This window comes from Novosphingobium sp. 18050 (genome assembly GCF_902706195.1).
In the GTDB taxonomy this organism is placed as follows: Bacteria; Pseudomonadota; Alphaproteobacteria; order Sphingomonadales; family Sphingomonadaceae; genus Novosphingobium.
In genome coordinates, this window is sequence record NZ_CACSJO010000011.1 from 132,939 (window position 1) to 155,137 (window position 22,199).

Annotated in this window: 18 protein-coding genes, 2 pseudogenes and 1 riboswitch; of the genes and pseudogenes, 10 read left to right on the plus strand and 10 right to left on the minus strand. The window is 64.8% G+C overall.

What is annotated here, in order from left to right; all coding sequences use genetic code 11:
- Positions 1-52 precede the first annotated feature (52 nt).
- Together GVL61_RS12840 and GVL61_RS12845 are read left to right on the plus strand one after the other, a co-directional pair.
- Positions 53-796 (plus strand): SDR family oxidoreductase, encoded by a 744-nt coding sequence (locus tag GVL61_RS12840; protein ID WP_159980611.1) that lies wholly within the window; start codon positions 53-55, stop codon positions 794-796.
- A 3-nt stretch (positions 797-799) separates the two neighbouring features.
- A complete protein-coding gene (locus GVL61_RS12845) occupies positions 800-1,813 on the plus strand; it encodes an NAD(P)-dependent alcohol dehydrogenase (protein WP_159980613.1) in 1,014 nt (337 codons plus the stop codon).
- 21 nt (positions 1,814-1,834) lie between these two features.
- On the opposite strand, the gene GVL61_RS12850 is transcribed toward GVL61_RS12845, so the two are convergent.
- The 7 genes and pseudogenes from GVL61_RS12850 to GVL61_RS12880 all read right to left on the minus strand — a co-directional run bounded on the left by GVL61_RS12850 (position 1,835) and on the right by GVL61_RS12880 (position 9,356).
- Positions 1,835-2,242 (minus strand): hypothetical protein, encoded by a 408-nt coding sequence (locus tag GVL61_RS12850; protein WP_159980615.1) that lies wholly within the window; start codon positions 2,240-2,242, stop codon positions 1,835-1,837.
- Between the two features lie 82 nt (positions 2,243-2,324).
- Positions 2,325-2,582 (minus strand): annotated as a pseudogene (locus GVL61_RS12855) (IS3 family transposase); the annotation flags it as partial.
- 97 nt (positions 2,583-2,679) lie between these two features.
- Entirely contained in the window at positions 2,680-3,267 is a 588-nt protein-coding gene (pnuC, locus tag GVL61_RS12860) for a nicotinamide riboside transporter PnuC (RefSeq protein WP_159980617.1), read from the minus strand.
- A complete protein-coding gene (locus tag GVL61_RS12865) occupies positions 3,267-4,412 on the minus strand; it encodes a phosphotransferase enzyme family protein (protein WP_159980619.1) in 1,146 nt (381 codons plus the stop codon). The genes pnuC and GVL61_RS12865 overlap by 1 nt, the downstream gene beginning before the upstream one ends.
- Positions 4,413-4,414: 2 nt before the next feature.
- Entirely contained in the window at positions 4,415-6,706 is a 2,292-nt protein-coding gene (locus tag GVL61_RS12870; protein ID WP_159980621.1) for a TonB-dependent receptor, read from the minus strand.
- 36 nt (positions 6,707-6,742) lie between these two features.
- A riboswitch (TPP riboswitch) is annotated at positions 6,743-6,852 on the minus strand.
- 92 nt (positions 6,853-6,944) lie between these two features.
- Positions 6,945-8,975, minus strand: coding sequence for a DUF3857 domain-containing protein (locus GVL61_RS12875; RefSeq protein WP_235037671.1), 2,031 nt, complete (start codon positions 8,973-8,975; stop codon positions 6,945-6,947).
- Between the two features lie 90 nt (positions 8,976-9,065).
- Entirely contained in the window at positions 9,066-9,356 is a 291-nt protein-coding gene (locus tag GVL61_RS12880; RefSeq protein ID WP_159980623.1) for a WGR domain-containing protein, read from the minus strand.
- A 145-nt stretch (positions 9,357-9,501) separates the two neighbouring features.
- On the opposite strand from GVL61_RS12880, the gene GVL61_RS12885 reads away from it, so the two are divergent.
- On the plus strand, positions 9,502-11,136 hold the full coding sequence (locus tag GVL61_RS12885; RefSeq protein WP_159980625.1) for a sensor histidine kinase: 1,635 nt from the start codon (positions 9,502-9,504) through the stop codon (positions 11,134-11,136).
- On the plus strand, positions 11,133-11,723 hold the full coding sequence (locus tag GVL61_RS12890) for a response regulator transcription factor (RefSeq protein WP_159980627.1): 591 nt from the start codon (positions 11,133-11,135) through the stop codon (positions 11,721-11,723). The genes GVL61_RS12885 and GVL61_RS12890 overlap by 4 nt, the downstream gene beginning before the upstream one ends.
- 569 nt (positions 11,724-12,292) lie before the next feature.
- Here GVL61_RS12890 and GVL61_RS12895 read toward each other — a convergent pair.
- Positions 12,293-12,466 carry a hypothetical protein gene (locus GVL61_RS12895; RefSeq protein ID WP_159980629.1) on the minus strand — a complete coding sequence of 58 codons (174 nt, stop codon included), beginning with the start codon at positions 12,464-12,466 and terminating at the stop codon, positions 12,293-12,295.
- Between the two features lie 129 nt (positions 12,467-12,595).
- Between GVL61_RS12895 and GVL61_RS24775 the strand changes: the two genes are divergently transcribed.
- The gene (locus tag GVL61_RS24775; RefSeq protein ID WP_200844766.1) at positions 12,596-13,087 is read left to right on the plus strand and encodes a hypothetical protein; all 492 of its coding nucleotides are present in this window, start codon (positions 12,596-12,598) and stop codon (positions 13,085-13,087) included.
- Positions 13,088-13,281: 194 nt separating this feature from the next.
- On the opposite strand, the gene pyrC is transcribed toward GVL61_RS24775, so the two are convergent.
- Together pyrC and GVL61_RS24975 are read right to left on the minus strand one after the other, a co-directional pair.
- Positions 13,282-14,319 carry a dihydroorotase gene (pyrC, locus tag GVL61_RS12905; RefSeq protein ID WP_159980631.1) on the minus strand — a complete coding sequence of 346 codons (1,038 nt, stop codon included), beginning with the start codon at positions 14,317-14,319 and terminating at the stop codon, positions 13,282-13,284.
- 84 nt (positions 14,320-14,403) lie between these two features.
- A pseudogene (locus GVL61_RS24975) lies at positions 14,404-14,562 on the minus strand (IS21 family transposase); the annotation flags it as partial.
- A 269-nt stretch (positions 14,563-14,831) separates the two neighbouring features.
- Here GVL61_RS24975 and GVL61_RS12910 point away from each other — a divergent pair.
- From GVL61_RS12910 to GVL61_RS12930, 5 genes are all read left to right on the plus strand, one after another.
- The gene (locus GVL61_RS12910) at positions 14,832-15,431 is read left to right on the plus strand and encodes a hypothetical protein (RefSeq protein ID WP_159980633.1); all 600 of its coding nucleotides are present in this window, start codon (positions 14,832-14,834) and stop codon (positions 15,429-15,431) included.
- 251 nt (positions 15,432-15,682) lie between these two features.
- Positions 15,683-16,483 (plus strand): lysozyme inhibitor LprI family protein, encoded by an 801-nt coding sequence (locus GVL61_RS12915; protein ID WP_159980635.1) that lies wholly within the window; start codon positions 15,683-15,685, stop codon positions 16,481-16,483.
- A 177-nt stretch (positions 16,484-16,660) separates the two neighbouring features.
- Positions 16,661-17,368 carry a hypothetical protein gene (locus tag GVL61_RS12920; protein WP_159980638.1) on the plus strand — a complete coding sequence of 236 codons (708 nt, stop codon included), beginning with the start codon at positions 16,661-16,663 and terminating at the stop codon, positions 17,366-17,368.
- Between the two features lie 181 nt (positions 17,369-17,549).
- Positions 17,550-20,948, plus strand: a complete 3,399-nt coding sequence (locus tag GVL61_RS12925) for a TM0106 family RecB-like putative nuclease (RefSeq protein WP_159980640.1) — start codon at positions 17,550-17,552, stop codon at positions 20,946-20,948.
- A gap of 306 nt (positions 20,949-21,254) precedes the next feature.
- Complete coding sequence (locus GVL61_RS12930) at positions 21,255-21,938, plus strand: hypothetical protein (protein ID WP_159980642.1); 684 nt, start codon at positions 21,255-21,257, stop codon at positions 21,936-21,938.
- Positions 21,939-22,199 lie beyond the last annotated feature (261 nt).

The following is a 22,199-nucleotide window of genomic DNA, read 5'->3' on the forward strand; positions in this document are numbered from 1 at the left end:
GCGAAGGGCATCTATATTCCGCTCAGTCACACACCCCAATTGGAGGAGCGTCATGGAAAACGGGATCAACGGAAAAGTCGTGGTAATCACCGGTGGCAGCAGCGGTCTAGGCGAAGCGACCGCGCGGCATCTCGCGGCAAAAGGCGCGACTGTCGCAATTGCCGCGCGCCGCGCCGACCGGCTTGGCGCCATTGTTGCCGACATCGAAACGGCCGGGGGCAAGGCTAAGGCGTATACCACCGACGTTTCCGACAAGGCTCAGGTCAACGCGCTCATCACGGATGTGCTTGCTGATTTCGGACACATCGATGTTCTCGTCAACAATGCCGGACTGATGGCGATTGCCCCGATGAGCGAAGGTCACACCGATGAGTGGGACCGTATGATCGACATCAACATCAAGGGCCTGCTGTATGGCGTTGCTGCGGCGCTTCCGGTCTTCGAAAAGCAAGGCTCGGGACATTTCGTCAACATCGCTTCGGTGGCGGGCATCAAAGTATTTTCGCCCGGCGGCACCGTATATTCCGGCACTAAGTTCGCGGTCCGCGCGATCTCCGAGGGCCTGCGCCATGAGGTCGGCGGCAGCATCCGCGTCACGACGATCGAGCCCGGCGTGATCGACACCGAGTTGAAGTTCGGCTCCAGCCATCAGGCGAGCCAGGACTTCGTGGTCGATTTCTACAAGCAGGCGATCCCGGCCGATTCAGTCGCCCGAGCGATCGCCTATGCAATCGAGCAGCCCGCCAATGTCGACGTAAACGAGATCGTTCTGCGTCCGACCGTTCAGGAGTTTTGAGGTATGAAGGCCTATGAAGTGGGGGCCATGGATGGCCTGTCGAGTTGGCGTCAAGTGGAGCGTGCGTCGCCCGCTCCGGGCTTGGGCCAAGTCTTGATCCGCGTAAAGGCGGTATCGCTCAATTACCGAGACATATTGATCGTCAATCGGCAATATGGCTTTTCCGATCCGTCTCCCGATCTCATTCCTGTGTCGGACGGCGCGGGCGAGGTCATCGGCATCGGCGAAGGCGTCACGCGCTGGAAGCTTGGCGACCGTGTTGCCGGTATTTTCTCGCAGAGTTGGTTCGGCGGCGCACAAGTTGTTGATGCATGGGATACGACGCTTGGCGGCGCGGTCGACGGGATGCTGGCTGAATACGTCGTCCTGCATGAAAATGGTCTTGTGCGAATTCCCGACCATCTCACCTTCGCGCAGGCTGCAACCTTGCCGGTTGCTGCAGTGACGGCATGGAATGCGCTTTATGGTCTAAAGCCGCTACAGCCCGGTCAAACCGTGCTGACGCTTGGCACTGGCGGTGTTTCCATTTTCGCGATCCAGTTGGCCCGGGCTGCCGGCGCACGCGTGATCGCAACATCGTCGTCATCAGCCAAGCTTGAAAAAGCGAAGGCCTTGGGCGCCCATGACGTAATCAACTATCGCGAGACGCCCGAATGGCATGAAGAAGTTCGAAGGCTAACCGCTGGGCGCGGCGTCGATCATGTCATTGAGATCGGCGGTGCTGGCACCATCCCCAAATCCATTGCATCCACGCATGCAGGCGGTGTGGTTAGCCTGATTGGCGTGCTGGCACAGGGCGAACCGCTCGACCCGCTCTCGATTCTCGGAACGAGCACGGTCGTGCGTGGCATCATGGTTGGCAGCCGCGAGATGTTCGAAGCGATGAATGCAGCGATTTCCCAGCATACGATCGAACCCGTCATCGACCAGCATTTCGCGTTCGACCAAGCGAAGGAGGCACTTGCAGCCCTCGCCAAGGGTGAGCATGTCGGCAAGATCGTGATTGATATCGCTTGAACTACACCTTCGAGACTTAGTTTAGGTTAAAGCAAATTGCATATCCAATCTGCCCGGGTGCGCTCCAGAAATACGAGCTGCCCGGGCATCGGGTGCATTCTTCCTCTCCAGCACCGAACCGAACTTCAAAGAACGAACCGTAGCTGCACCCAATATTTTCGATGTAACGGGTTGGCCTGCCTCCCGCAAAAGCTCGAAGCCCGGGCTGCAGACCTCAGTGAGCGCTCGAGCTTCCTCGTCCGGCAGTTTACGCCAGGAGGATTTCGGTTGGCGGACGGTGGCGGCGCAACGCGCGGACCAGTCCTCGTCGCAAAATTCCTCACCGATGGACGCTGCGAAACTATCGATTTGGCGTTTAAGCTGGACGAGGAAGTCTTCATATCGCAGCGTCAACAGGCGCTGTGCCAGGAGTGTGCGGAGGGCGTTCAATCTATCGAGCGTCAATTGCGTCCAATACTCGGCGCAGATCGACAATGGAATTGTAACGGTTTTGAGGGGGTCACCTATCTCATTATGCCACCTTGGCTTCGAACGCGAGTGGGCTGATGCCGCCCAGATATGAATGGCGGGTGTTGTAGAAACCATTGATGTACTGGAAGATGGCAGCTTCCGCTTGACGTCGCGTTGGCCAGATCTGCCACCAGATGAATTCCGCCTTCAGGGATTTGAAGAACGTCTCGACAGAGGTGTTATCATAACAATTTCCCTTGCCGCTCATCGAAGGACGCAGGCCATAGGCCTGCAGCTTCTTCTGATAATCGTAAGAACACAGATCATCGCCGCCGTCAGGCGGGGTCACCAAACGTTGGAATCAATACACTAGTGCGGTTGGAGGCTGGCACGTGCCTTGGCGGGTCGGCGCTTTTCTATGCGCCTGCTGGTGTCTCGGCGGCGGGTGGGGACATGGCCGCCTGCCGCCAGCGGCGGTAGCCGATCACGGCGAGGGCGATCATCGCGGCATAGAGGCCGGCGGTCAGCCACAGGCCCTTGAATACGAACATCCCGACGTAGAGCACGTCCACCGCGATCCACAGCAACCAACTGGCGGCGTGCCGCCTTGCAGTCCAGTATTGGGCGACCAGACTGAAACTGCTCAGCCCGGCATCCATCCACGGCAGCGCGGCGTCGGTGTGGTGGCTGGTGAACCAGCCTATCGCGGCGGCGCCCAGCGCGCCTGCGGCCAGTCCGGCGCCGGCCTGCAGGGGGGTGAGGGGCCTTATCGCGACCGTTCCGTCATCGCCCTTGCCTTTGAACCAAAGCGCCCAGCCATAGAGGATCGCAATGCCGAACAGCGCCTGCAGCGCCATGTCCGAATAGAGCCGCACGTCGAGGAACAGCTTGAAGTACAGCGCGCAGGCCAGAAGGCTGACCGGCCAGCACAGCAACCGGCGTTTCGCGGTCAGCCAGATGCCCAGGAAACTGACGGCGACGGCGATGATTTCCAGCAGCGACATCAGGGCCGCTCCTCGTTCATCACGAGCGCTCCGTTACCGACCTGCGCCAGAAAGTCCTGTCCCGCAGGAAACAGGAACCAGTCCGCGTGGTCGATGAGGTAGTCTTTCCAGGCAAGTGCCGCCTGTTCGGGATCGGCCAGGATACCGGCGAAGTAATCGACCTCCGAAAGGGCGAACTCGATATGGACCAGCGGCAGCAGGGCGATCGTGGTTTCCACGTCGTCGCGGCTTAATGGCAGCACCGTGTCATAACCGGCGAGCAGAGCCAGCGCGGCCTGTGCATCGGCGGGGGCGTGATCGGGTTCGAGCCAAGGGATGGCGGTGCGCTCGATGGCGGTGGCAAGGTCGTGAAGCGCACAGGTTCGGGCCGCAAGGCCGAAATCGAAGGTCGTGACAACTGTTCCCTCGGCCGACCAGAGGAGGTTGGAGGGGTGCCAGTCCCCGTGCGTCCACAGCGCAGGCTGACGCGCCAGTTGCGGGGGAAGGCCCTCGCCCAACGCTGCGAACAGGCGAGACAGTTCCTCAAGCCACGGTTCGCCCGCGAGAAAAGCGGCGAGCGCGGGCCGTGCTGCGACGTAGGCCTGCGCCGCCGCCAGTGGATCCGGCGCGGGCAGGATCGTAAGGCTGGCGACAAGGGGATGGTCCCCGCGCGGCGGCGCATCGAAATCACGCGCCGCCAGATGCAGCCGTGCCAGCGCTGCGCCCGCTTCATGGGCGTGGCGGTGGGAGAGGAACGGCGTCCAGGATAACCGGTCGCGGTAGAGGTCTATTCCGGGGGCGCTGCGGTGTAGTTCATAAGTCCAGTCGCCCAGCGCGGTTGCCCCGGAACCGGTGTCCGTAAGCAGGACCTCCGGCACAGACAGCCCGGCGCCGCGCAGATGCGTCATGAAGGCATGTTCCTGCGCCAGCGCCGCCACCGTGCGCACCTGCCGGTGATGGCGTTTGAGCAGGAACTCGCCGCCATCCGTCTCAACCAGCGCCGCCGCCGAGAACGGGCGCGGCGAATGCCAGCGCAGGGCGGTCATTGCCCCGGCTGCGGGAAAGCGCGCGAGGATCGCCCCGGCCTCGGCGGCGGTGATGGCGGGCCATGTCGGCGCCTCCAGCGCGGTGCCCATGCCGTGTACGAGGTGATCCTGCGCGCTCATTCTCAGAAGGCGCGCGAAAGCGTCGCCACGAATGCCCGGCCGCTTCCCACGTAGTACCCCGGAGCTGCACCGGCGATCACCGTGCCGCCGCGCCCGATTGTGTCGAGCGCATTGGTGGTTACCGTCTGCACGCCCGAAAGCACGCGCGGGTTGGTCACGTTGATCGCATTGAGCCGCAGGTCCATGCGCTGCGCATCGATCAGCCCGGCAAGGTGCACGCCGATCGACAGGTCGAGCGTGGCATAGCCCTTGATGCTCTCGTCATTGGTGAACGTGGCGTACTGGCGGCCGACGTATTTCAGCGCGGTGCTGCCGAACAGACGTCCGTCGTCATACGTGCTGCCCATGCCGAACTGGAAGGTCGGGGCGGCGACCGCGTGTTTCCCCCTGGTCGGCAGATAGTCGCCGCCGATGGCAAGGTCGTCGTTCAGCCGCGCGTGCAGGTATTCGCCCGAGAGATAGACGCTGACGCCTTTCGCCGGGCGATAGTCGATCTCTCCATCAAGGCCGTAAGAGGTCTGGCTGCCGGCATTGATCGTCGAATTGACCAGCGCCCCGCCGCTGTCGATCACCGTCGCCACCTGCCGGTTGCGGAAGTGATAGTGGAAGGCAGTCAGCGAGAACGACAGGCTGGGGCCGATGTAGCGGTAGCCCAGTTCCTGCGAGACGGAATATTCGTTCTTGAGCGCGGTGGTTCCCCGGCTCACCACCTCGCCGCCGTAATAGCTGTCGTAGAGCGAAAACTCATTGGGGGTGCGGAAGCTGGTGGCGATGTTGGCGAACAGCTGCTGGCGCTCATCCAGCTGGTAATGCACGGCGGCGCGGGGCAGCGCGGCAAAGCTGTCTGCGTGGATTGTCGACTGCGGGCCGGGCAGGTAATTGCGGCCATTGCGCAGCACGCTGACGCCCTTGAAGCCGATGTCTACGCCCAGGCGCGGGGTCAGCGCGATGCTGTCTGCCAGGAAGAACGCCTTGGTCACGGTTTCCGTGCGCGCGTTTTCATAGGCCAGCAGGCGGCCATCGGCGGTGCGGATCGCCTTGCTCTGATAGCCCCACTGGTCGACCGGGCGGCCATCGTCGCCGATCGAGGTGTAGGACTGGATCACGCGGTCGGTCCCGTAATCGAACCAGACCCCCGCCGTGATCCGGTGAGCGCCCGCCTGCAGGGTGAACTTGCTGACATCGCCCCCGCGCCGCTGCTTGCCCGTGTAGTTACCCAACACGGTCGCCACGCCCTCCACGGCGCCGGGCAGCGCGACCGGCTGCGCCAGTTCCTCGGTGCCGAGGTAGTTGCCGGTGGTGGCCAGCTGGGTTCCGTAGGGCGCATTGCCGTGGCCGAGCTGAAGGTAGGCAGAACTGTCGAAGGTCAGTGTATCGCTCAGTTTCAGGTGCAGCGGGGCGGCGAAATAGAGGCTGCGAAACGGGCTGCGGTACAGGCGCCAGTAGTTGGTGTCGCCGGCCGTATACCGCTTGTCGAAGTTGAAGCCGCGCCCGCTGGCCTTCCAGTCCGCCATCGTCGGGCTGGGATAGGTCGAGGTGCTGGCATCGTTGTAGGACACCGCGATGCTGGCGCGGTTGCCCTCGCCCCATTCGCGCAGCAGCTTGGCGTCGATGTGCTGGCGCTTGTCGAAGCCCGCACCGCGCCAGTTGTCCGCGCGGTTGTTGGAATAGGACACGAAGGCCTTCAGCCCGGTGGCCCCGATCGTGCCGGTATCGAGCCGTGCGAAAATCCGCCGCTCGTCATAGGAACCGACCGAGAGGTTGACCAGCCCGCCCGCCTGCGGCTTGGGATCGTCCAGCGTGAGCGACAGCAGCCCCCCGGCAGCGGCGACGACCGGGGCGTCGATATCAACCGCACCCTGCGCCAGCGTCACCTGCCGCACGTTCTCGGCATCGGCGAACTGCGAGGGGTAGGCGTAATAATAGCCGATGTCGTTCTGCGGCGCGCCTTCCATCAGCACGCCGATCTGGTCCTGCCCCAGCCCGCGCAGGGTCAGGCTGGAATTGGCCGATAGGCCGTAAGGATCGGTGGTCGAGACGTTGGCGCCCGGCAGGAGATTGACCAGCTGGAAGGCGTTCAGCGTCGGCGCCTGCTTGACGATGAAGTCCGACGAGATGGCGCTGACGGCTTTGGGGGCGGTCTGGTCGGGCAGCAGCCCTTCCGGGTCGGGGTGGCCCAGGACCTGGATTTCCGCGCGGTCGGCACCGTCATCGTCGGCTAAGGCCACGGGCGCGAACAGCAGAGCCGGGAACGCTAGCGCGGCCCCACCCAGAAACTTGAATTTACCAGCCATCGTCACGCGTCCACTCCATTCGGAAGGACAACGGGACAAACTGCCGCTGGCCCTCCCTACGCCGGTATCAACCGGATCAGGTTCAGCGGGTCGTGGGCTGCTGCCCACCTCTCAGCCACACATAAGCGGCCCCCCGGGGATAGCCGCCGTCTAGGCGTGTTGATGCGCGGTGGAAAGCGTTATTGCGCGAAGTACCGCCGGGGCGCCGACATCGCTCGGCGGAGATAGTTCGAGCCCATCACTCCCCGGCGGAGATCCGGCACGGGACGTTATCTGCCGTCCAGTCGATCTCGTAGGTTGCCGGAACCGGTCTGGTCGCCTGCGAATCTTCGTTTGCCCCGCTCGGATCGTACGTGATCCACGCCATGCTGTTGTCGAACTTGGCAATCCGGGCATTATCACGGCGAGCGCTGGCGGCGTCCACTTCCTTCTGCTCGACGCGCAGGCCCCGGACCATGCGCAGGGCGCCGTCGCGCACGTCGAAGGCGCGGTAGTAGGTCCGGCCGAAAATCCGCGTGTCGATGTCGTCCTTGTGCGACCACTGCTGCGGTTTCGTGGTCGATGGCAGGCGCACGGTGGTGACGCGGCAATCAAAGTCGGGCTTGCTGTAGAACGGCAGGTCCTGATCCTGCTCGGCCGCGCGCACGCGCTTTTCGGGCGGGTTAAAGCCGCCGCCGGGCAGCGCCATCCCCTTGGAGCCACCGCCCTGGTCGTCCCAGTCGAGCGTGCCGGTGCCGACGATCGTCAGGACGCTGGCCTGTGCTTTCTGATCGTAGCGCCACTTGACCTCGTCGATCGTCTGCCAGGTATCGCCTATCGCATTCTGGCGGAATGCATTGAGTATCTGCGCCGGCGTGAGCGCCGAAAACTGAACTTCCTGCTGCAGCCCTTCGATCCCGCGCTTGATCGTGGTGTTGGTGATCCGGGCGGGCTGGTCGAACCCGGCGCGGGCATCGATCTCGAACAGGGTGACCTCGTCCGGACGCTGGGCGGGCTTCCAGGCCAGCCGTTCCAGAGTGCTACCCTGCCCCGTCAGCGGCAGCACCCACTGGAACGGCAACGCCGGCTCCGCCCCGGCGGGGACCACGGGAGGTAGCGTACCGTCCAGCCAGTAAAGCTTGCCGTCGATGCGCGCGCGCACCAGCACATGGTCGAACACCCGCGGGCTGGGCAGCCGTTCGTCAAGACCGTCGTCGGCGCCGCTGCTGTTCACCAGCACGGCCTCCGCCTCGATGCCCAGTTCGCCCAGCAGCGCGAGGAGCAGCGCAGTCTTGCCTTTGCAGTCGCCGTACCGGCGCTGCCATGTCTCCTCCGCCGTGGCCGGGGTGAGATTGCCGCCGTTGAGGCCGACATAGATATAGCGCACGTCCTGCTGCACCAGCTTCAGCGCGGCGTTGGCGCGGTCCAGCGGCGATGCATGGGCGCTGGCCATGCGTGCCGCCTCGCGCTTGAGCGGCGAATTGGCCGCCAGCTTCGAAGCCCCGGCGAACAGCGGCGCGAAACGGCGGGATAGGGCCTGCCAGTCACCGAAGCTGGAGTATTCGGCCATCCGCTGCAGCATGTAGCGCGGCGGCGCGTCCTTGGGCGGGGTGAGCGCGGCGGGATTGTCGAACCGGTAATCGACGGCGTTGGTGCTCTGCTGCGCGGCGGCGGCCATGTCCGGCGTCATCTTGATGGCGGGCTTGTTGCGCTCTTCCCAGCTCAGCCGCAGGTGATAGCGGCCCGGTGCAGGTTCTGCCCCTAGCAGGAGCATGCCGGCATCGTCCTTGCCCAGCGTGGGATCGCTCACGCGGATCGTCGCGCCGAATTCGAGTTCGTCGCCCACCCGCAGGTCCGGGACGCGCAGCACGGCGGTCAGGGTGCCCTCCAGCATCGCCGCTTCCAGTTGGTCCTCGCGGCGCAGCACTTCGAACGATGCCTTCTGCAATACGTCGATCACCTCGCCATCGCGATGGATTTTGATGACGTGGACCACGGGCGAACCGGCGGCCGGGTTCCAGCCCACGGACAGGTTGCCGATCTGGAGCGCGTTGGAATGCAGTATCCTGATGCGGTAGCCACCATAAAGAAGCTGCCCCTTGTCATCGATATGGATTTCGCTGTCCTGCCGGCGGATGAACACCGCCCCGGCGGCATCCGCCGGCACCGCCATCAGCTCCGACTGCACCGCCCATTTCGGCTCCGGTCCGCGCTGAACCTGATTGCTGGCCGCATGAGCGGCCCCTCCGGCGAGCATGGCCGCCAGGCACACGGAAACTGAAAGTCGCACAAAACCCCCCTTGATCGGCGCCATAATGTCCGCAGTCGCCGGATAAGCAAGGGCTTGATGAAGCAGCTAATATCTTTTCATTCCGACAAGCTAGTGCTTCAGCGCGCAGTAGGGAACGCCGATGCGCCCCGCGACGCCGAAGCAGCAGGCGGCGTACGAAGACGCGCCCTCGTCCGGGCCTGCAAAGGCGGCGTTGCTGCCCCGCCCGCAGGCGCCGATGCGGCCCCAGCAACGCGAGACGACGAACCACCCGAAAAGGTCGCGCCCCGTCTCGATCCGCCAGCTACGGGCAAGGCCCCGCGCCGGATCGCGGGCCTCCAGCGTGCGCCTTCCGCCGCCGGGCGACACGAGGCGTTCCACTTCTGCCGTCAACTCGTTCATGACCGGCAGACTTGCCCCGCCGCGGCAGCGCGCGTCCAACGCGGATTTCGAATCACAGCCCCCGCACTGATTCGCTAAGCCAATCACCGCTCCCGTGAAATTTCCGGGTTCCGCCGCCGCGCCGTAAAGGCCAGAGGCTGATGCGATGACAACCGCAGATGCCGCCCCTGCCCGCCTGAGCAACAACTTGCGAAGCCTGGCCCTGCGCCGTCAGGACGTGCCCCTGCTCGCCCTTTACGCGCTCGCCTTCGCGCTACTGCACTGGGCGGCCAGTCCGTGGGGCGGGGCGGGGTTCTTCTCGCTGTGGTATCCCGCCGCCGGCCTGCGCTTTGCGGTGCTGTGGAGCCGTGGCGCGCGGCTGACGCCGTGGCTGATGCTGACCGAAGTGCTGACCGACGCCGCCGTCGGCGTCTTCCCCCTGATCGGGCCGGAGGCGCTGCAGGCCATCACCGGCGCGCTGCGTCCGGGCGTGACCTGCGGGCTGGCGATCGCGGCCGTGCGCCACATGGCGAAAAGCCGAGGCGATGAGCTGATGCTGCCGCCGATGACGCTGGGCCTTGCCGCCGTGGCCGCGCCGATCCTCAACGCGGTGATGGTGATCCCTTTCGAAGCGGGCCTGCCTGCCGATGCCGGACGCTACCGCATCGGCGTGGACGTAGCGATCTCGCTCACCGGACTGGCCGTGGGCGACCTGCTGGGCATCCTGGTGCTGGCCCCGCTGCTGCTGTGGACGGCGGCGGTTGCCGATGGCGCCGTGCCGATACGGATACCCGTGCCCCACCTCCGCCCACTGCTGGAGGACGTGTCGGTCATGGCGCTGTGCCTGCTGCTGACCGTCGCCCTGTGGCGCGGGGGGCTGGGCGCACAGCCGATCCCCAGCCTGCTGGCGGGCGCCTGGATCGGCCTGCGCCACGGACGCACCGCCGCCTGGTTCGCGATCCTGGCGCAGGTCACGGTGTTCCTGCCCTATTCCGCCGGCCCGCTGGACGACGGCAGCCGGCTCGAACTGCATCTGGGACTGGCCGCCGTGGTCCTCGTCACCTGGCTGGCGGGCAGCTTCTGCGATGCGCAGGCGGTCGCGCGCCAGCACATCGACAGGCGCAACCGCCTGCTGTTCCAGGCAGAACGGCTGAAGACCCTGCGCGCCATGTCGGTCGCGGTGATCCACGAGATCAGCCAGCCCCTCTCCACTCTCGCGATCGAGGCGGCGCATCTGAAATCGGTCACCGCGCATCTCGATGCCGACACCGCCGCCAGCGCCGCGCTGGTCGACCGCAAGGCCCGCGCCCTGTCCGATCTGGTGCGCCGCCTTCGCCGCTTCGGCGGACGCGACGTGGACGAACCATCGCCACTGCCCGTACCGATGCTGGTGCAGACCGCCTGCCAGATCGTGGGCGCAGAGGCGCGCGCATCGGGCGGCAGGCTGGACTGCGGCCCCCTTGCCGCCGACCTCGTCGTACAGGCGCAGGAGATCGAACTAACGCAAGCGCTGGTCAACCTGCTGCGCAATGCGCTGGCCGCCAGCCCCGGCGGAACCGTCCGCCTTACCGTCCACACCCGCGGCGAGGACGTACTGATCGACGTGTCCAACCCGGTGCCGGACGCGCCGGGCAGCAGCGGCGCCAGAAACGATGCCAGAAACGATGGCGGCATGGGCGTCGGCCTCGTCATCGCCCGCACCATCGTCGAGGCGCATGGCGGCGCCCTCTCCCGCAGCGACGAACCGGGCCTCGTACGCTTCACCATCTCGCTGCCCCTTCTCACCGGAGCCTTCGCATGACCGACCCCGTTTCCGTCGCCGTCCTCGACGACGATGCGGACCTTGCCGCCACCGTTGCGCGCCTGCTGGTCCGCAGCGGCATCCCGGCGCGCGCCTTTGTCGCCCCGCAGGACCTGCTCGCAGCCGTGCCCGCCACCGCGTTCGGCTGCGTGGTCAGTGACATCCAGATGGGCGAGATGGACGGCTTCGCCTTCGCCGACGCCCTGCGCACGAAAGACCCGGCGGCGGCGCTGGTATTCATGACCGCATGGCCCACGACCACCCACGCGGTAGACGCGGTGCGCCGCCACGGCGGGCTGGACTATCTGGAAAAGCCCATCGACGAGGCCCGCCTGATCGCCTCCGTCACCGAAGGGCTGGCCTGGTCGCAGCGCGAACGCCGCATCGCCGCCGTCACCGCCGCCCTCACCCGGCGCGAGCGCGAGGTGTTCGACCTCCTGGTACGGGGCCACTCCAACAAGGCGATGGCCGGCGTGCTGGGCATTTCCGAACGCACCGTTGAAGACCACCGCGCCTCGATCGTCGCCAAGACCCGCACCAACGGCATGGCGCAGTTGGTGGCGTTAAGCCGGGGCGAAGCGATCTGACTCCGCGCCTCCGGGGATTCCCCGGATGGCTGGCCAGCGCCGGGCAAGGCACTCTGCGGGCGAAGTTTCCCGGGGGAAACACGCAACCGCGCCCTCCCCCGCAGCCAGACACCGAGGCGACCCGAGGCTTTCGCTCTCCTGATGCGAAAGCTGAACTAGGCCGGCGCAAGACACCATGCTTGCGCCGGCATTTTTGCGTGTTTTGCCATCGATCAATTAACCGGTTGTAAAACCGTAATTTTCTCGGATAGACCGGCGCGGGGAGGCCGATCACGAACGGCGCCTAGCCATACCTTGGCGATACTTGGGGTGACATGGCTGCTGCTTTCGCACGTCACAGCTCCGCTGCCCCGCTCGTCATCCCAGCGAAGGCTGGGCCGCCTTCGTCGATGCAGGACCTTCGAAGAGATCGCCGGGCTGCTGATAAGCTTACCCGATGATCACCGCGGTCCCAGCCTTCGCTTGGATGACGGTAGAGTTTTAACGACAGAAATCGAGACCTGACCGCAATTGGAGGTGTTGACGGACGGTCAGGCGTCAAGGCTTATCCGATCGGCAACATTGTCTATCTACTTCTCAAGGTTGCCGAAGAAATGGCCGAAGTATCGCGAACCGTCACTATCACGCGATAATTCGAAGACGACAGCCAACTCGTCGCGGTTCGGGCCAAAAATCTGGCCGCGGAAGGTGCCCTTGTACCCGTTGGTCCGGTCGAAGAGCGTGCCCTGGTCGACGATCAGCATGCCGATCGAACCCTGTTCGGACACCAGCGAGACTCACCCGCCGATCCGGTCAAGCAAGATCAGGCCTTGGATCTGCGCTGAGGGCATGACTGGAAAGTCTGCTTTTCTGCGCCAGGCACCGAACCTGCGGTGACGCTGCTGGCCAGCGGCCGCTTCCGCTGGCTCTCGCACGACTGGACGGTGGCCGATGCGGTGGGCTTCGCGGGCCTGTGCGACGACCTGCTGGCCGCCTGCGAGCCGTCCGCCACGCTGCTGCGCCTCCAGCTTGCCGGCATCGTCCCGCTGACCGACCGCGTGGCGATGCTGGCGCGCATCGAGGACCACCTTGCCCACCGCCTGCGCCATCTCGACGTGCGCGACGCCAACGTGGTGGCAAAACCGACCGAGTGGGACCTCGCCCGCAAAACCGCCGCCGCGCGCCGCCCTGCCGCCCTGCCGCCGAGGAAAGCCGCGTCGCGATCACCCACCGCATCATCCACCTCGAAGCACAAGTGGAAAGCGACGGCGGCAAAGGCCTGGCCGAACACGCCGCCCTCACCCGCATCGAGGAGGAAGCCGAAACCCTGCGCCTTCAGCGCCGACCTTGGCCTTGCCGCCATCCGCCGCACCGGGGTGGAATAGGCGTGCGACCAGCTATCGCGCGGCACGCAGGAGCAGTTGGTGATCCTCCTCACCTGCCGCGAACACGCGTTCCGCCATGTGGAGGGGAACCGGGTCAGGTTGTGATCGGTGCGATGAACGAGGTGTAAAAAGGACGGCGGCAATGGCAATTTCGTCCGTGCGCACCGTCCCGACCCTGCGGTGGTCGTCGAGGGTCAGCCGACGAGGCGCCAGCGCATCGTCTCGCCGGCGTGGAACGGAACCACGTTCATGCCGCCAGCGGCGATGACCTCGGGAACGGGTACGTCCTCGCGCGTCAGCGTCACCGTTCCCTCGTTCAGGGGCAGGCCGTAGAAATTGGGGCCGTGTTCGGACGCGAAACCCTCCAGCCGGTCGAGAACGCCGTCCTCTTCGAACACCTGGGCATAGCTTTCCAGGGCGAAGGGCGCGTTGAAGATGCCCGCACATCCACAGGCCGATTCCTTGCGCCCGATCTCATGCGGCGCACTGTCGGTGCCGAGGAAGAACTTGGGCGATCCGGACACCGCCGCCGCGCGCACGGCGACGCGGTGTCGTTCGCGCTTGGCGATGGGCAGGCAATAGGCGTGGGGGCGAATGCCGCCGGCGAAGATCGCGTTGCGGTTGATGATCAGGTGCTGCGGAGTGATCGTCGCTCCGATCTGGGGACCGCTCCCGGCGACGAACGCGGCCGCTTCGGCCGTGGTGATGTGTTCGAGCACGATCTTGAGCGCCGGATAATCGCGGACCAGCGGCGCCAGGATACGTTCGACGAACACCGCCTCGCGATCGAAGATGTCGACGTCTGGATCGGTCACCTCGCCGTGGATCAGCAGCGGCATGCCGATGCGCTGCATCGCCTCCAGCACCGGGCTGAGCTTGCGGATGTCGGTGACGCCGTGCGCGGAGTTGGTGGTGGCATGCGCGGGATAGATCTTGCAGGCCGCGAACACGCCCTGCTCGTACCCTTGCACGATTTCCGCCGGGTCCGCGCCATCGGTCAGATAGCAGACCATCAGCGGCGTGAAGTCCATGCCGGCCGGCACCGCGTCCACGATCCGTTCGCGATAGGCCTGCGCAGCCGCCACGGTGACGACCGGCGGGGTCAGGTTGGGCATGACGATGGCACGCGCGAACTGGCGCGCGGTGTAGCCGACCACGGCTTTGAGCATCTCGCCATCGCGAAGGTGCACATGCCAGTCATCGGGGCGGCGGATCGTTATCTGCGAAGTCATGCTCCGCCCTTTAACCGCCAGAAAGCGAGCCGTCGATGCCTTGTGAGCGACAAGTACGATCGCCCGGCATCTCCGTGATCGTTCTGTCACGGCGTCCTGAGGTTCGCGTCGGCAGGACAGGATGTTGAAAGTGACCTTATCGCTGACAGTGCCGGCCCTGAAAGCTTCGCGTACAGCGGCCTCCACAGCGTCAAGGCCGCCATCACGAACGGCAGCCAGAACCTTTACGAAGCGTCAATCGGCACTGATCTGTCTGCAGCACAACGCGCTCGCACTTTTAACGGCCTGACGCACAAGGCCCAACCTGGCCGGCGGCGGCCTCGTTAACCTTTCAGAAGACCGGAATTTTCCCGGATCGACCCCTGCGCGCGCCTCCCCCATCATCGCTGCCGACATGCCATTCAAGAAGGGGCCATTTCAGGCGCATGGCCATTTTCAGCGGCGGGCGGAAAAGCGACCGAAGCTGTCGTAGCCCCCCGCCATGCCGGCCCCGCACCCGCAAAGGAGACTTCGTGATCTACGCCCCCATCCCCATGCCCACCAAGGGCCGCTTCCTCACGCTGTTCGACGTCGCGATCGCTCGCGCGATCTACCCTGTGCTACTGGAACTGGCGCGCACCGCCGCCGAGCCGATCTTCTTCGTCGACCTGATCGACCGCACCCGCCAGATCGTCGCCGACCCGGACCATCCGATCCACAGCCAGATCCCCCACGGCATGGGCCGCCGCCTGGAAGCCTTGCGCATGTTCACCGATGCACAGGACCACCCTGACCTCAGCTGCCTTGTCACCAGCGCCACCGGCACCTCGCCGCTGGTCGATTTCGAGGACCGGATCGCCTTGCTTCGCAGCCACGACTGGACCGGGGTGGAAGACGAACTGGGCCAGCAGTGCGCCATCTGGGAAAAACACCTGCGCCGCCGCCCCAAGCGGACCCGCCACGCTGCCAAAGAACTGATGTGGGAGCATTTCAACGCCAACCGTGCCCGCTACCACGCCGACATCGAACTCAAGTTCCGCGAAGAAATCCTGACGGAACTGGAGATCGGCGCGGACGTCGAGGACGTCTTCGCCAACATCGACCGCACCTTGCGCGAACCCGTCCCGACATGACGATCAGCAGATGACATTTGCGTGCGGCCAGGGCGTCTGGTTCTGGCTGCACCGCTTTCCCGGATACCGATTGGTAATCGATCAGCGGTAGCTACAGCGTATGTGCAATAGGGGGTACAAACGTGTTTCGCAGAGTATTGTTGATTTCGGTCGCCAGCATTTCACTGGCGGGCTGCGACTCCATATCGAGTCTATTCTCCGGCCAGAAAGGCTGCCTTGATCCGGCCGGCCAGACGACGGCGATCGATGCCATGAAGGAAGCCGTCGAGAAGTACATTCTCAAAAGCGCCGAGGGCATGCAGAACGGATCGCAGCCCACCGGATCGAAGATCCGCGCAACGCTGGACCAGATCAAGTTCGTCTTCGAGGACGTGCGCACCACCAAGGAAGACCCCGACAGCAGCAAGAAATTCTGCACGGCCCACCTGAAGGTCAGTTTCCCCGAACAGGTTCTCAAGGATGCCGACGCGGTATTCTCGATCCTGAGCGAAGAGACCGTCAGCAAGCGCGCCGACAAGGACGGCATCCGGAAGGACGCCAATGCCATCCGGTTCGACGCCGACTTCAACGTCCAGCCCACCGACGACGGCGCGAAGATCTATGCCGAAGTCGAGAGTCCCGACCCGATCAGCCACTTCATCGGCGATGTCGTTGCCGGGCATCTGTTGAGGAAGCCCATCGAACAGGCGAACCGCAGCCGCATCGATCAGGAAGCCGCCGATCAGCAGCAGGCCCAGCAGGCCCAGACCGATCAGCGCGAAGCGCTTTACGAAGAAGCCAAGGCAACCAACGACCTCGCCATGCAGGGCATCAACGCATCATGGAGCGCGCTGTCTTCGGAAGTACGCCAGCGGGTGCTGCCGATGCAGCGCGCCTGGCTCAAGCGCAGGGACGCAGAGTGCAAGATCGAGGCGGCCAACGCCTCGATCGAGCCGACCGAACGCGAAGCGGCCCGGCTTGAGTGCCAGGCCCGCTTCAACAACCAGCGCGCCAGCGAGATCAACGACCTCGTAAACCGCACGTCGTACCAGCAGCCCGAAGAAACATACTGATGCAGCGGGGCGCGCCGCCATGGCGCGCCCCTTTTTATGAACCAGGCACAGGCGGGTAGCGGTGAAAACTGCCATTAACCTTTTGGAAGACCGGGATTCTCCCGGATCGACCCGTAACGATTCAGGCGACAGTTTCGATTGCGGAACAAACCCATCTTTCAACGGGAAGCACTGCTCATGCTCGACATTTACGGCGCCAATCGCCGCCAGCTTCTTACCATCGCGTCCACCGATACGCTCAAATGGCTGGTCGGCCCGGATGACATGGTTGATACCTGTCACTCCGACCAGTTCTGGATTCGCGAATTCGCATCGGAAGCTCCGCCGGTCGGCATCGAAACCGTGCGAATGTTCCTGTCGACGTTCCGGTTGACGCAATACACGCAATGGGATCGTCCCGTCGTAGGCACTCTGGTCGACGATCTGCGGCGCATTCACGATTTCGATTCCTGTCGTGACATCCCCAATCTTTCGAAAAGCCTGCGTGCGGCCAATCATCTGAATAATCGTCAGACCTCGGCCGCCAGCAAGATCGCCAACTTCACCTTCCCGTCTGCCGAAAATTATATCTGGGATAGTCTGGCGACGAAGTCCGTGCGCCTGCGCGAGAAACTGGCCGGGCGTCGACCGGACGCTTACACCCCTGGGGGCGAGCATGACTATCCCGCCTATCACGCTGCCTGCCGGCGCGCTTTCGAACGCGAGATGGGGCAGGATGATTTCACCGAACAGGCCTGCCTCGTCACCGCACGGGTACGCGCTATTCCTGGTCCGCTCGCAGATCCGCAGGTCCCCGATGCCTTCTTCCAGCGCCGCCTCCTCGACAAGCTGATGTTCCACGAAGGCAGTGCCATCAAGAACGGCAGCCTGCCAGAGCCGGTTTAGCCCCCCACCCCGCTCGCCGCCGCCTTGCTCTCCTGAAGTACGTGCTGTCTCCGACAAGGCCGGCGAGCCGGGCTTGCCTTTGCATGCCCAAATGTCATCCGGGCGCGGCAGTGCATGACCGCTTTTGTCGCATCCGCCCGCCAAGAGGTGGAATACCTCGCTTCATCAAGGATTCGCCCGCTTGCGCCAATACGAAGACCAACTGCTTCACTCCCCGTCCGATCTCTTCACGTTCCTCGGCTGCGCGCATGCGGTGTCGCTCAACCACTTGCGCATCGTCGATCCCGGATCGCTGCCGGAGCGGGCGCAGGACGATGCGATGGCGAAGCTGATGCAGCAGTCCGGCCTGGCGCACGAGGACGCCTATCGCGCGCGGCTTGAGGCCGAGGGCGGGCTGGTGGAAATCCCCACCACCGGCTCGCTGCGTCTGCGCGCGCAGGAGACCGCCGAGGCCATGCGCAGCGGGGCGCCGGTGATCTTCCAGGCCGCTTTCCTGGATGCACCGTGGCACGGGTTCGCCGACTTCCTGCGGCGGGTGGAGGAGCCTTCGGACCTTGGCGCGTGGTCCTATGAGCCGGTCGATACCAAGCTGGCGCGGTCGGTGAAGGCCTCGTACATCGTCCAGCTTGGACTTTATGCAGACATGATGGCGAAGGTGCAGGGCGTGAAGCCGCGCCGGGTCCACGTCGCGCTGGGCAGCGGCAAGGAGGAGACGTTCCGCCTCGCCGAATTCGCCCATACGCTGGAGGCCGCCAAAGGCCGCTACCTCGATTTCGTCGCACACGGCGCGCCGCAGTCGCAGCCCGAACCGTGCTCGGCCTGCAAGCTGTGCGGGTGGCGCGATCACTGCGCCGAACAGCTGGACGCGGCCGATCACCTCAGCCGTGTGGCCGGGCTGGGCAAGCCGCAGCGGCGCAGGCTGGAAGACGCCGGGATCGCCACCCTCGCCGCGCTGGCCGGGGCGGACGAGGACACCAGCGTCCACCGGATGACCGCCGCCACGTTCGCCAAACTGCGCGCGCAGGCAGCGCTGCAACTGGCCCGGCGTGAGGGCGGCGAGCCTGTTGTGGTGCCGCTGCCGGTCGAGCCGGGGCGCGGTTTCGCCACCTTGCCCGCGCCGCACCCCGCCGACCTGTTCTTCGACCTTGAAGGCGATCCGCTGACCGAGGGCGGCCTCGATTACCTCTGGGGCGTGCACCATGTCGCAGGCGGCGAACCTGTATTCCGCTTCCGCTGGGGCCACGACCGAGCCGCCGAGCGCGTGGCTTTCGAGGGCACCGTGGACTGGATGGTCGCCCACCTCGCCGCCAACCCCGGCGCACATGTCTACCACTACGCGCCTTACGAGGTAACGGCGCTGCGCCGCCTCTCCACCCTCCACGCAAGCCGCGAGGACGTAATCGACACCCTGCTGCGCGAGCGCAAGCTGGTCGATCTCTACGGCGTCCTGCGCCAGTCCATCCGCACCAGCGAGCCGAACCTGTCGCTGAAAACGATGGAGGTGTTCTTCGCGAAGAAGCGCGATCAGGCGGTGACCAATGCCGGGGATTCGATCATCGAATACAAGTCGTGGCAGGATACGCAGGAGCAGAAGATCCTCGACGACATCCTCGAATACAATAAGGTCGACTGCGAGAATACGCAGGCCCTGCGCGACTGGCTGATATCCTTGCGCATGGACGACCTGCCCTGGCGCGAAGTCGGCTTCGTCACCGCCGTGCCCGACGAAAAGGCAGAGGCGCGTCTGGAGGCAGAGGAAGCCGCCGCCGCCCTGATGGCCGCAATCGCCGCCGGGCCGCTGCCGCCTAGCGAAGGCGGCCGCGCGCTGGTGGGCCACCTCACCCAGTTCCACCGCCGCGCCGACAAGCCCGCGTTCTGGGCGATGTTTGACCGCTGCGAGCGTGAGCTGGACGAACTGGCCAGCGACGGCGACTGCATCGCCGGCATCGCTCCGCTGCGAGACGAGGACGGCGCGTGGCAGTGGAAGGACGGCCGCCGCACCGCCGCGCGCTATAGCTTCGAACCACAGGACACCAAACTGCGCGCGGGTAGCGACGTGCTCCACGCGCCCACGCTGGCAAAGCTGGGCAAGATCGACAGCATCGATCCCCGCACCGCCACGCTGATCCTCAAGCGCCAGTTAAAGCCGGGCGAGGCGTTCCCGCTGGACGGATCATTGATCCCGGTGCCCACGATCAACAACCACCCGCTTGTCGTCGCGGTCCACCGGGTGGCGCAGTACTGGGCCACCGGCGCAAACGAAGTCGTGCCGGACGGCGATGACGGCCAGCGTTACCACGCCCTCATCGACCTGATCGAACGCACCCCGCCGCGCCTGCATGGCTGGGCCGGGGGGCCGATGGTGCGTGAAAGCGAAACCCTCGTCGAAGCCGCCACCCTGCGCTGCCTGGCGATGGACGATAGCGCGCTGTTCATCCAGGGGCCTCCCGGCACCGGCAAGACCTACACCAGCGCCCATGTGATCGTGGCGCTGATGGCGGCGGGCAAGCGGGTCGGCGTCTCCAGCAACAGCCACAAGGCGGTCAACAACCTGCTCGCCAAGGTGGAAGAAATCGCCATCGCGCAGGGCGTTACGTTCGTGGGCGTCAAGAAGGCGAGCAAGACCGACCCCGGCAGCTACCTGAATGGCCAGATCATCACCGACGTGGAATCGAACGGCGACGCCTTCGATTATGCCCCGGACCTCATCGGCGGCACCGCCTGGCTGTTCGCCGACAAGGCCATCGACCAGGCCCTCGACTACCTGTTCATCGACGAGGCCGGGCAAGTCTCGCTCGGCCACCTCATGGCAATGGGCGCGGCGGCGCGCAACATCGTGCTGGTGGGCGACCAGATGCAGCTCGCCCAGCCCATCCAGGGCACGCATCCCGGCGAAAGCGGCCTCTCTGCGCTGGACTATCTGCTACAGGGCGAGGCCACCGTCGCGCCCGATCGCGGCATCCTGCTCGACACCAGCTGGCGCATGCACCCCGATATCTGCACCTTGATCTCGGACGCGGTCTACGACGGGCGCCTCAAAGCCCACCCCGACTGCGCCCGCCAGAGCCTGCACCTGCCGGAAGGTCACGACCCCGCGCTGGCGAACCACGGCATCCGCTTCGTGGAAATGCACCACGAGGGCCGGAACCAGCAGAGCGAGGAAGAAGTCGCCCGCGTGGAAGACCTGTGCGCCAAGCTGATCGGCACCCCCTACACCGACCGGCAGGGCAACGCTGGCAAGCTGGGCTGGGACAACATCCTCGTCGTCGCCCCCTACAACATGCAGGTCATCGCCTTGGCAGAAGCCCTGCCCGCCGCCGCGCGGGTGGGAACGGTGGACAAATTCCAGGGCCAGGAAGCCGAAGTGCTGATCGTCAGCCTGGCCACCTCCAGCCCGGAAGACCTGCCCCGGCATGTGGACTTCTTCTACTCGAAGAACCGCCTGAACGTCGCCATCAGCCGCGCCAGAACGCTGGCGGTGGTCTTGGCGAACCCTAAACTGCTGGAACTCGACGCGAAATCGGTTGAGCATCTCAGGCTTGTGAATACGCTGGCGTGGATCGCAGGCGAAGGGAAGTAAGTGCGGGAAGATGAATTCAGGGCTTGACTGAGGGCGCAGGGTTCCGCCGACAACACCGCCAGCACCCGCATCTCGGACGCGCGGCGGGTTGAACTTACGGTGACCTCGACGTTGCCTGCGCGCGAGATCGTCTCGAAGCGATCATTTCGGCGCTGGCGTATGGCAAGCCGGGCGAGCATGCCCGGCGGCCCAACAGTTCTGCGATCCCGATCGGCAGTCACGACATATCGCCGCTTTATAGAAGCGAGCGAAGCCGCCGCGCGAAGGGAGCTTGACGCGTGACGATATCCTCGCAGCGGTCACACGGTGCAAGCAGGCGGGGCCACCGAGGCATTCATCGCCTCTCTTCCGGGGCTAGGGCAACCGCGCAACTACTGGTTGCTTGATGGCGGCACCCGCTATCCCAGTAAAGCAATCGTCAGGGACGCGCTGCGCGATAGGGGCAATGAAGCGAAACCGAGTGGCGGCGTCTGCAAGCAGATGCTGGAGAGGCTCGGCTTCGTGGTCATACACTGGCCCAATATGCGAGAAGCCTGCGCCACCTTTCTCAAGCGCATGCCCGGCTTTACTGGCTTTCACAGCAGATCCGGCGAATACTGGCGCATCGAACGCGAGTACAAGGAACGCGTTGCCGCCGCCGTCCGCGATATTGCAAACAGCGAAATTCTGCACGCCGAAGCGGGCTTGGCAATCCTGCGCAAGCTGACTTTGGGCGAAAAGGGTCTCCCGCTCAATTGGCAGACTCTCGATTCTCTATCGAAAGCCGAGCCAGGCCTGCGCGAGAGCGCATACGCCGCGCTCGGTAAACTCGCCCGCGCGGAAGGTGACATCGGCATCGCGCGGGAAGGAGCCGCTAGAGTTCTGGAAAATGCCCGCACGCACGGTGTGAACAACCTTCAGGCCGGATCCGGTCCTGAGTGTCGTCATCAGCATTCTAGGAACGCTCTATCCGATCCCAGTCGCATGGTTCAAAGTCACGCGCATGAATGATGCCGGTGCCCGGCTGTTCGGACAAAATCTTTTCCCGTCCGCAACTTTCCAGCGCAACGAGTACGCGCGGTACGTAGACCTGATGCACGCATTATTCGGCTAGCTAACCAACGAGCAGCGCTGGAAAACCCAAGACCTTGTCGATGTGCTGAGCTTCCTCTGGGTAGCCCTCGCATCGGACAAGGAACGGAACGATGGAGACGTGCCGACATCGACCCAGGAAGCGACCCTAACCATTACCAGCTCCCGGAGCGAAACCCC

Excerpts from the sequence above, each read along its gene's own strand:
- GVL61_RS12840 (WP_159980611.1), top strand. The coding sequence starts at position 53 with ATGGAAAACGGGATCAACGGAAAAGTCGTGGTAATCACCGGTGGCAGC.
- GVL61_RS12845 (WP_159980613.1), top strand. The coding sequence starts at position 800 with ATGAAGGCCTATGAAGTGGGGGCCATGGATGGCCTGTCGAGTTGGCGT.
- pnuC (WP_159980617.1), bottom strand. The coding sequence starts at position 3,267 with ATGTCGCTGCTGGAAATCATCGCCGTCGCCGTCAGTTTCCTGGGCATC.
- GVL61_RS12865 (WP_159980619.1), bottom strand. The coding sequence starts at position 4,412 with ATGAGCGCGCAGGATCACCTCGTACACGGCATGGGCACCGCGCTGGAG.
- GVL61_RS12870 (WP_159980621.1), bottom strand. The coding sequence starts at position 6,706 with ATGGCTGGTAAATTCAAGTTTCTGGGTGGGGCCGCGCTAGCGTTCCCG.
- GVL61_RS12880 (WP_159980623.1), bottom strand. The coding sequence starts at position 9,356 with ATGAACGAGTTGACGGCAGAAGTGGAACGCCTCGTGTCGCCCGGCGGC.
- GVL61_RS12885 (WP_159980625.1), top strand. The coding sequence starts at position 9,502 with ATGACAACCGCAGATGCCGCCCCTGCCCGCCTGAGCAACAACTTGCGA.
- GVL61_RS12890 (WP_159980627.1), top strand. The coding sequence starts at position 11,133 with ATGACCGACCCCGTTTCCGTCGCCGTCCTCGACGACGATGCGGACCTT.
- GVL61_RS12895 (WP_159980629.1), bottom strand. The coding sequence starts at position 12,466 with ATGCTGATCGTCGACCAGGGCACGCTCTTCGACCGGACCAACGGGTAC.
- pyrC (WP_159980631.1), bottom strand. The coding sequence starts at position 14,319 with ATGACTTCGCAGATAACGATCCGCCGCCCCGATGACTGGCATGTGCAC.
- GVL61_RS12915 (WP_159980635.1), top strand. The coding sequence starts at position 15,683 with ATGAAGGAAGCCGTCGAGAAGTACATTCTCAAAAGCGCCGAGGGCATG.
- GVL61_RS12920 (WP_159980638.1), top strand. The coding sequence starts at position 16,661 with ATGCTCGACATTTACGGCGCCAATCGCCGCCAGCTTCTTACCATCGCG.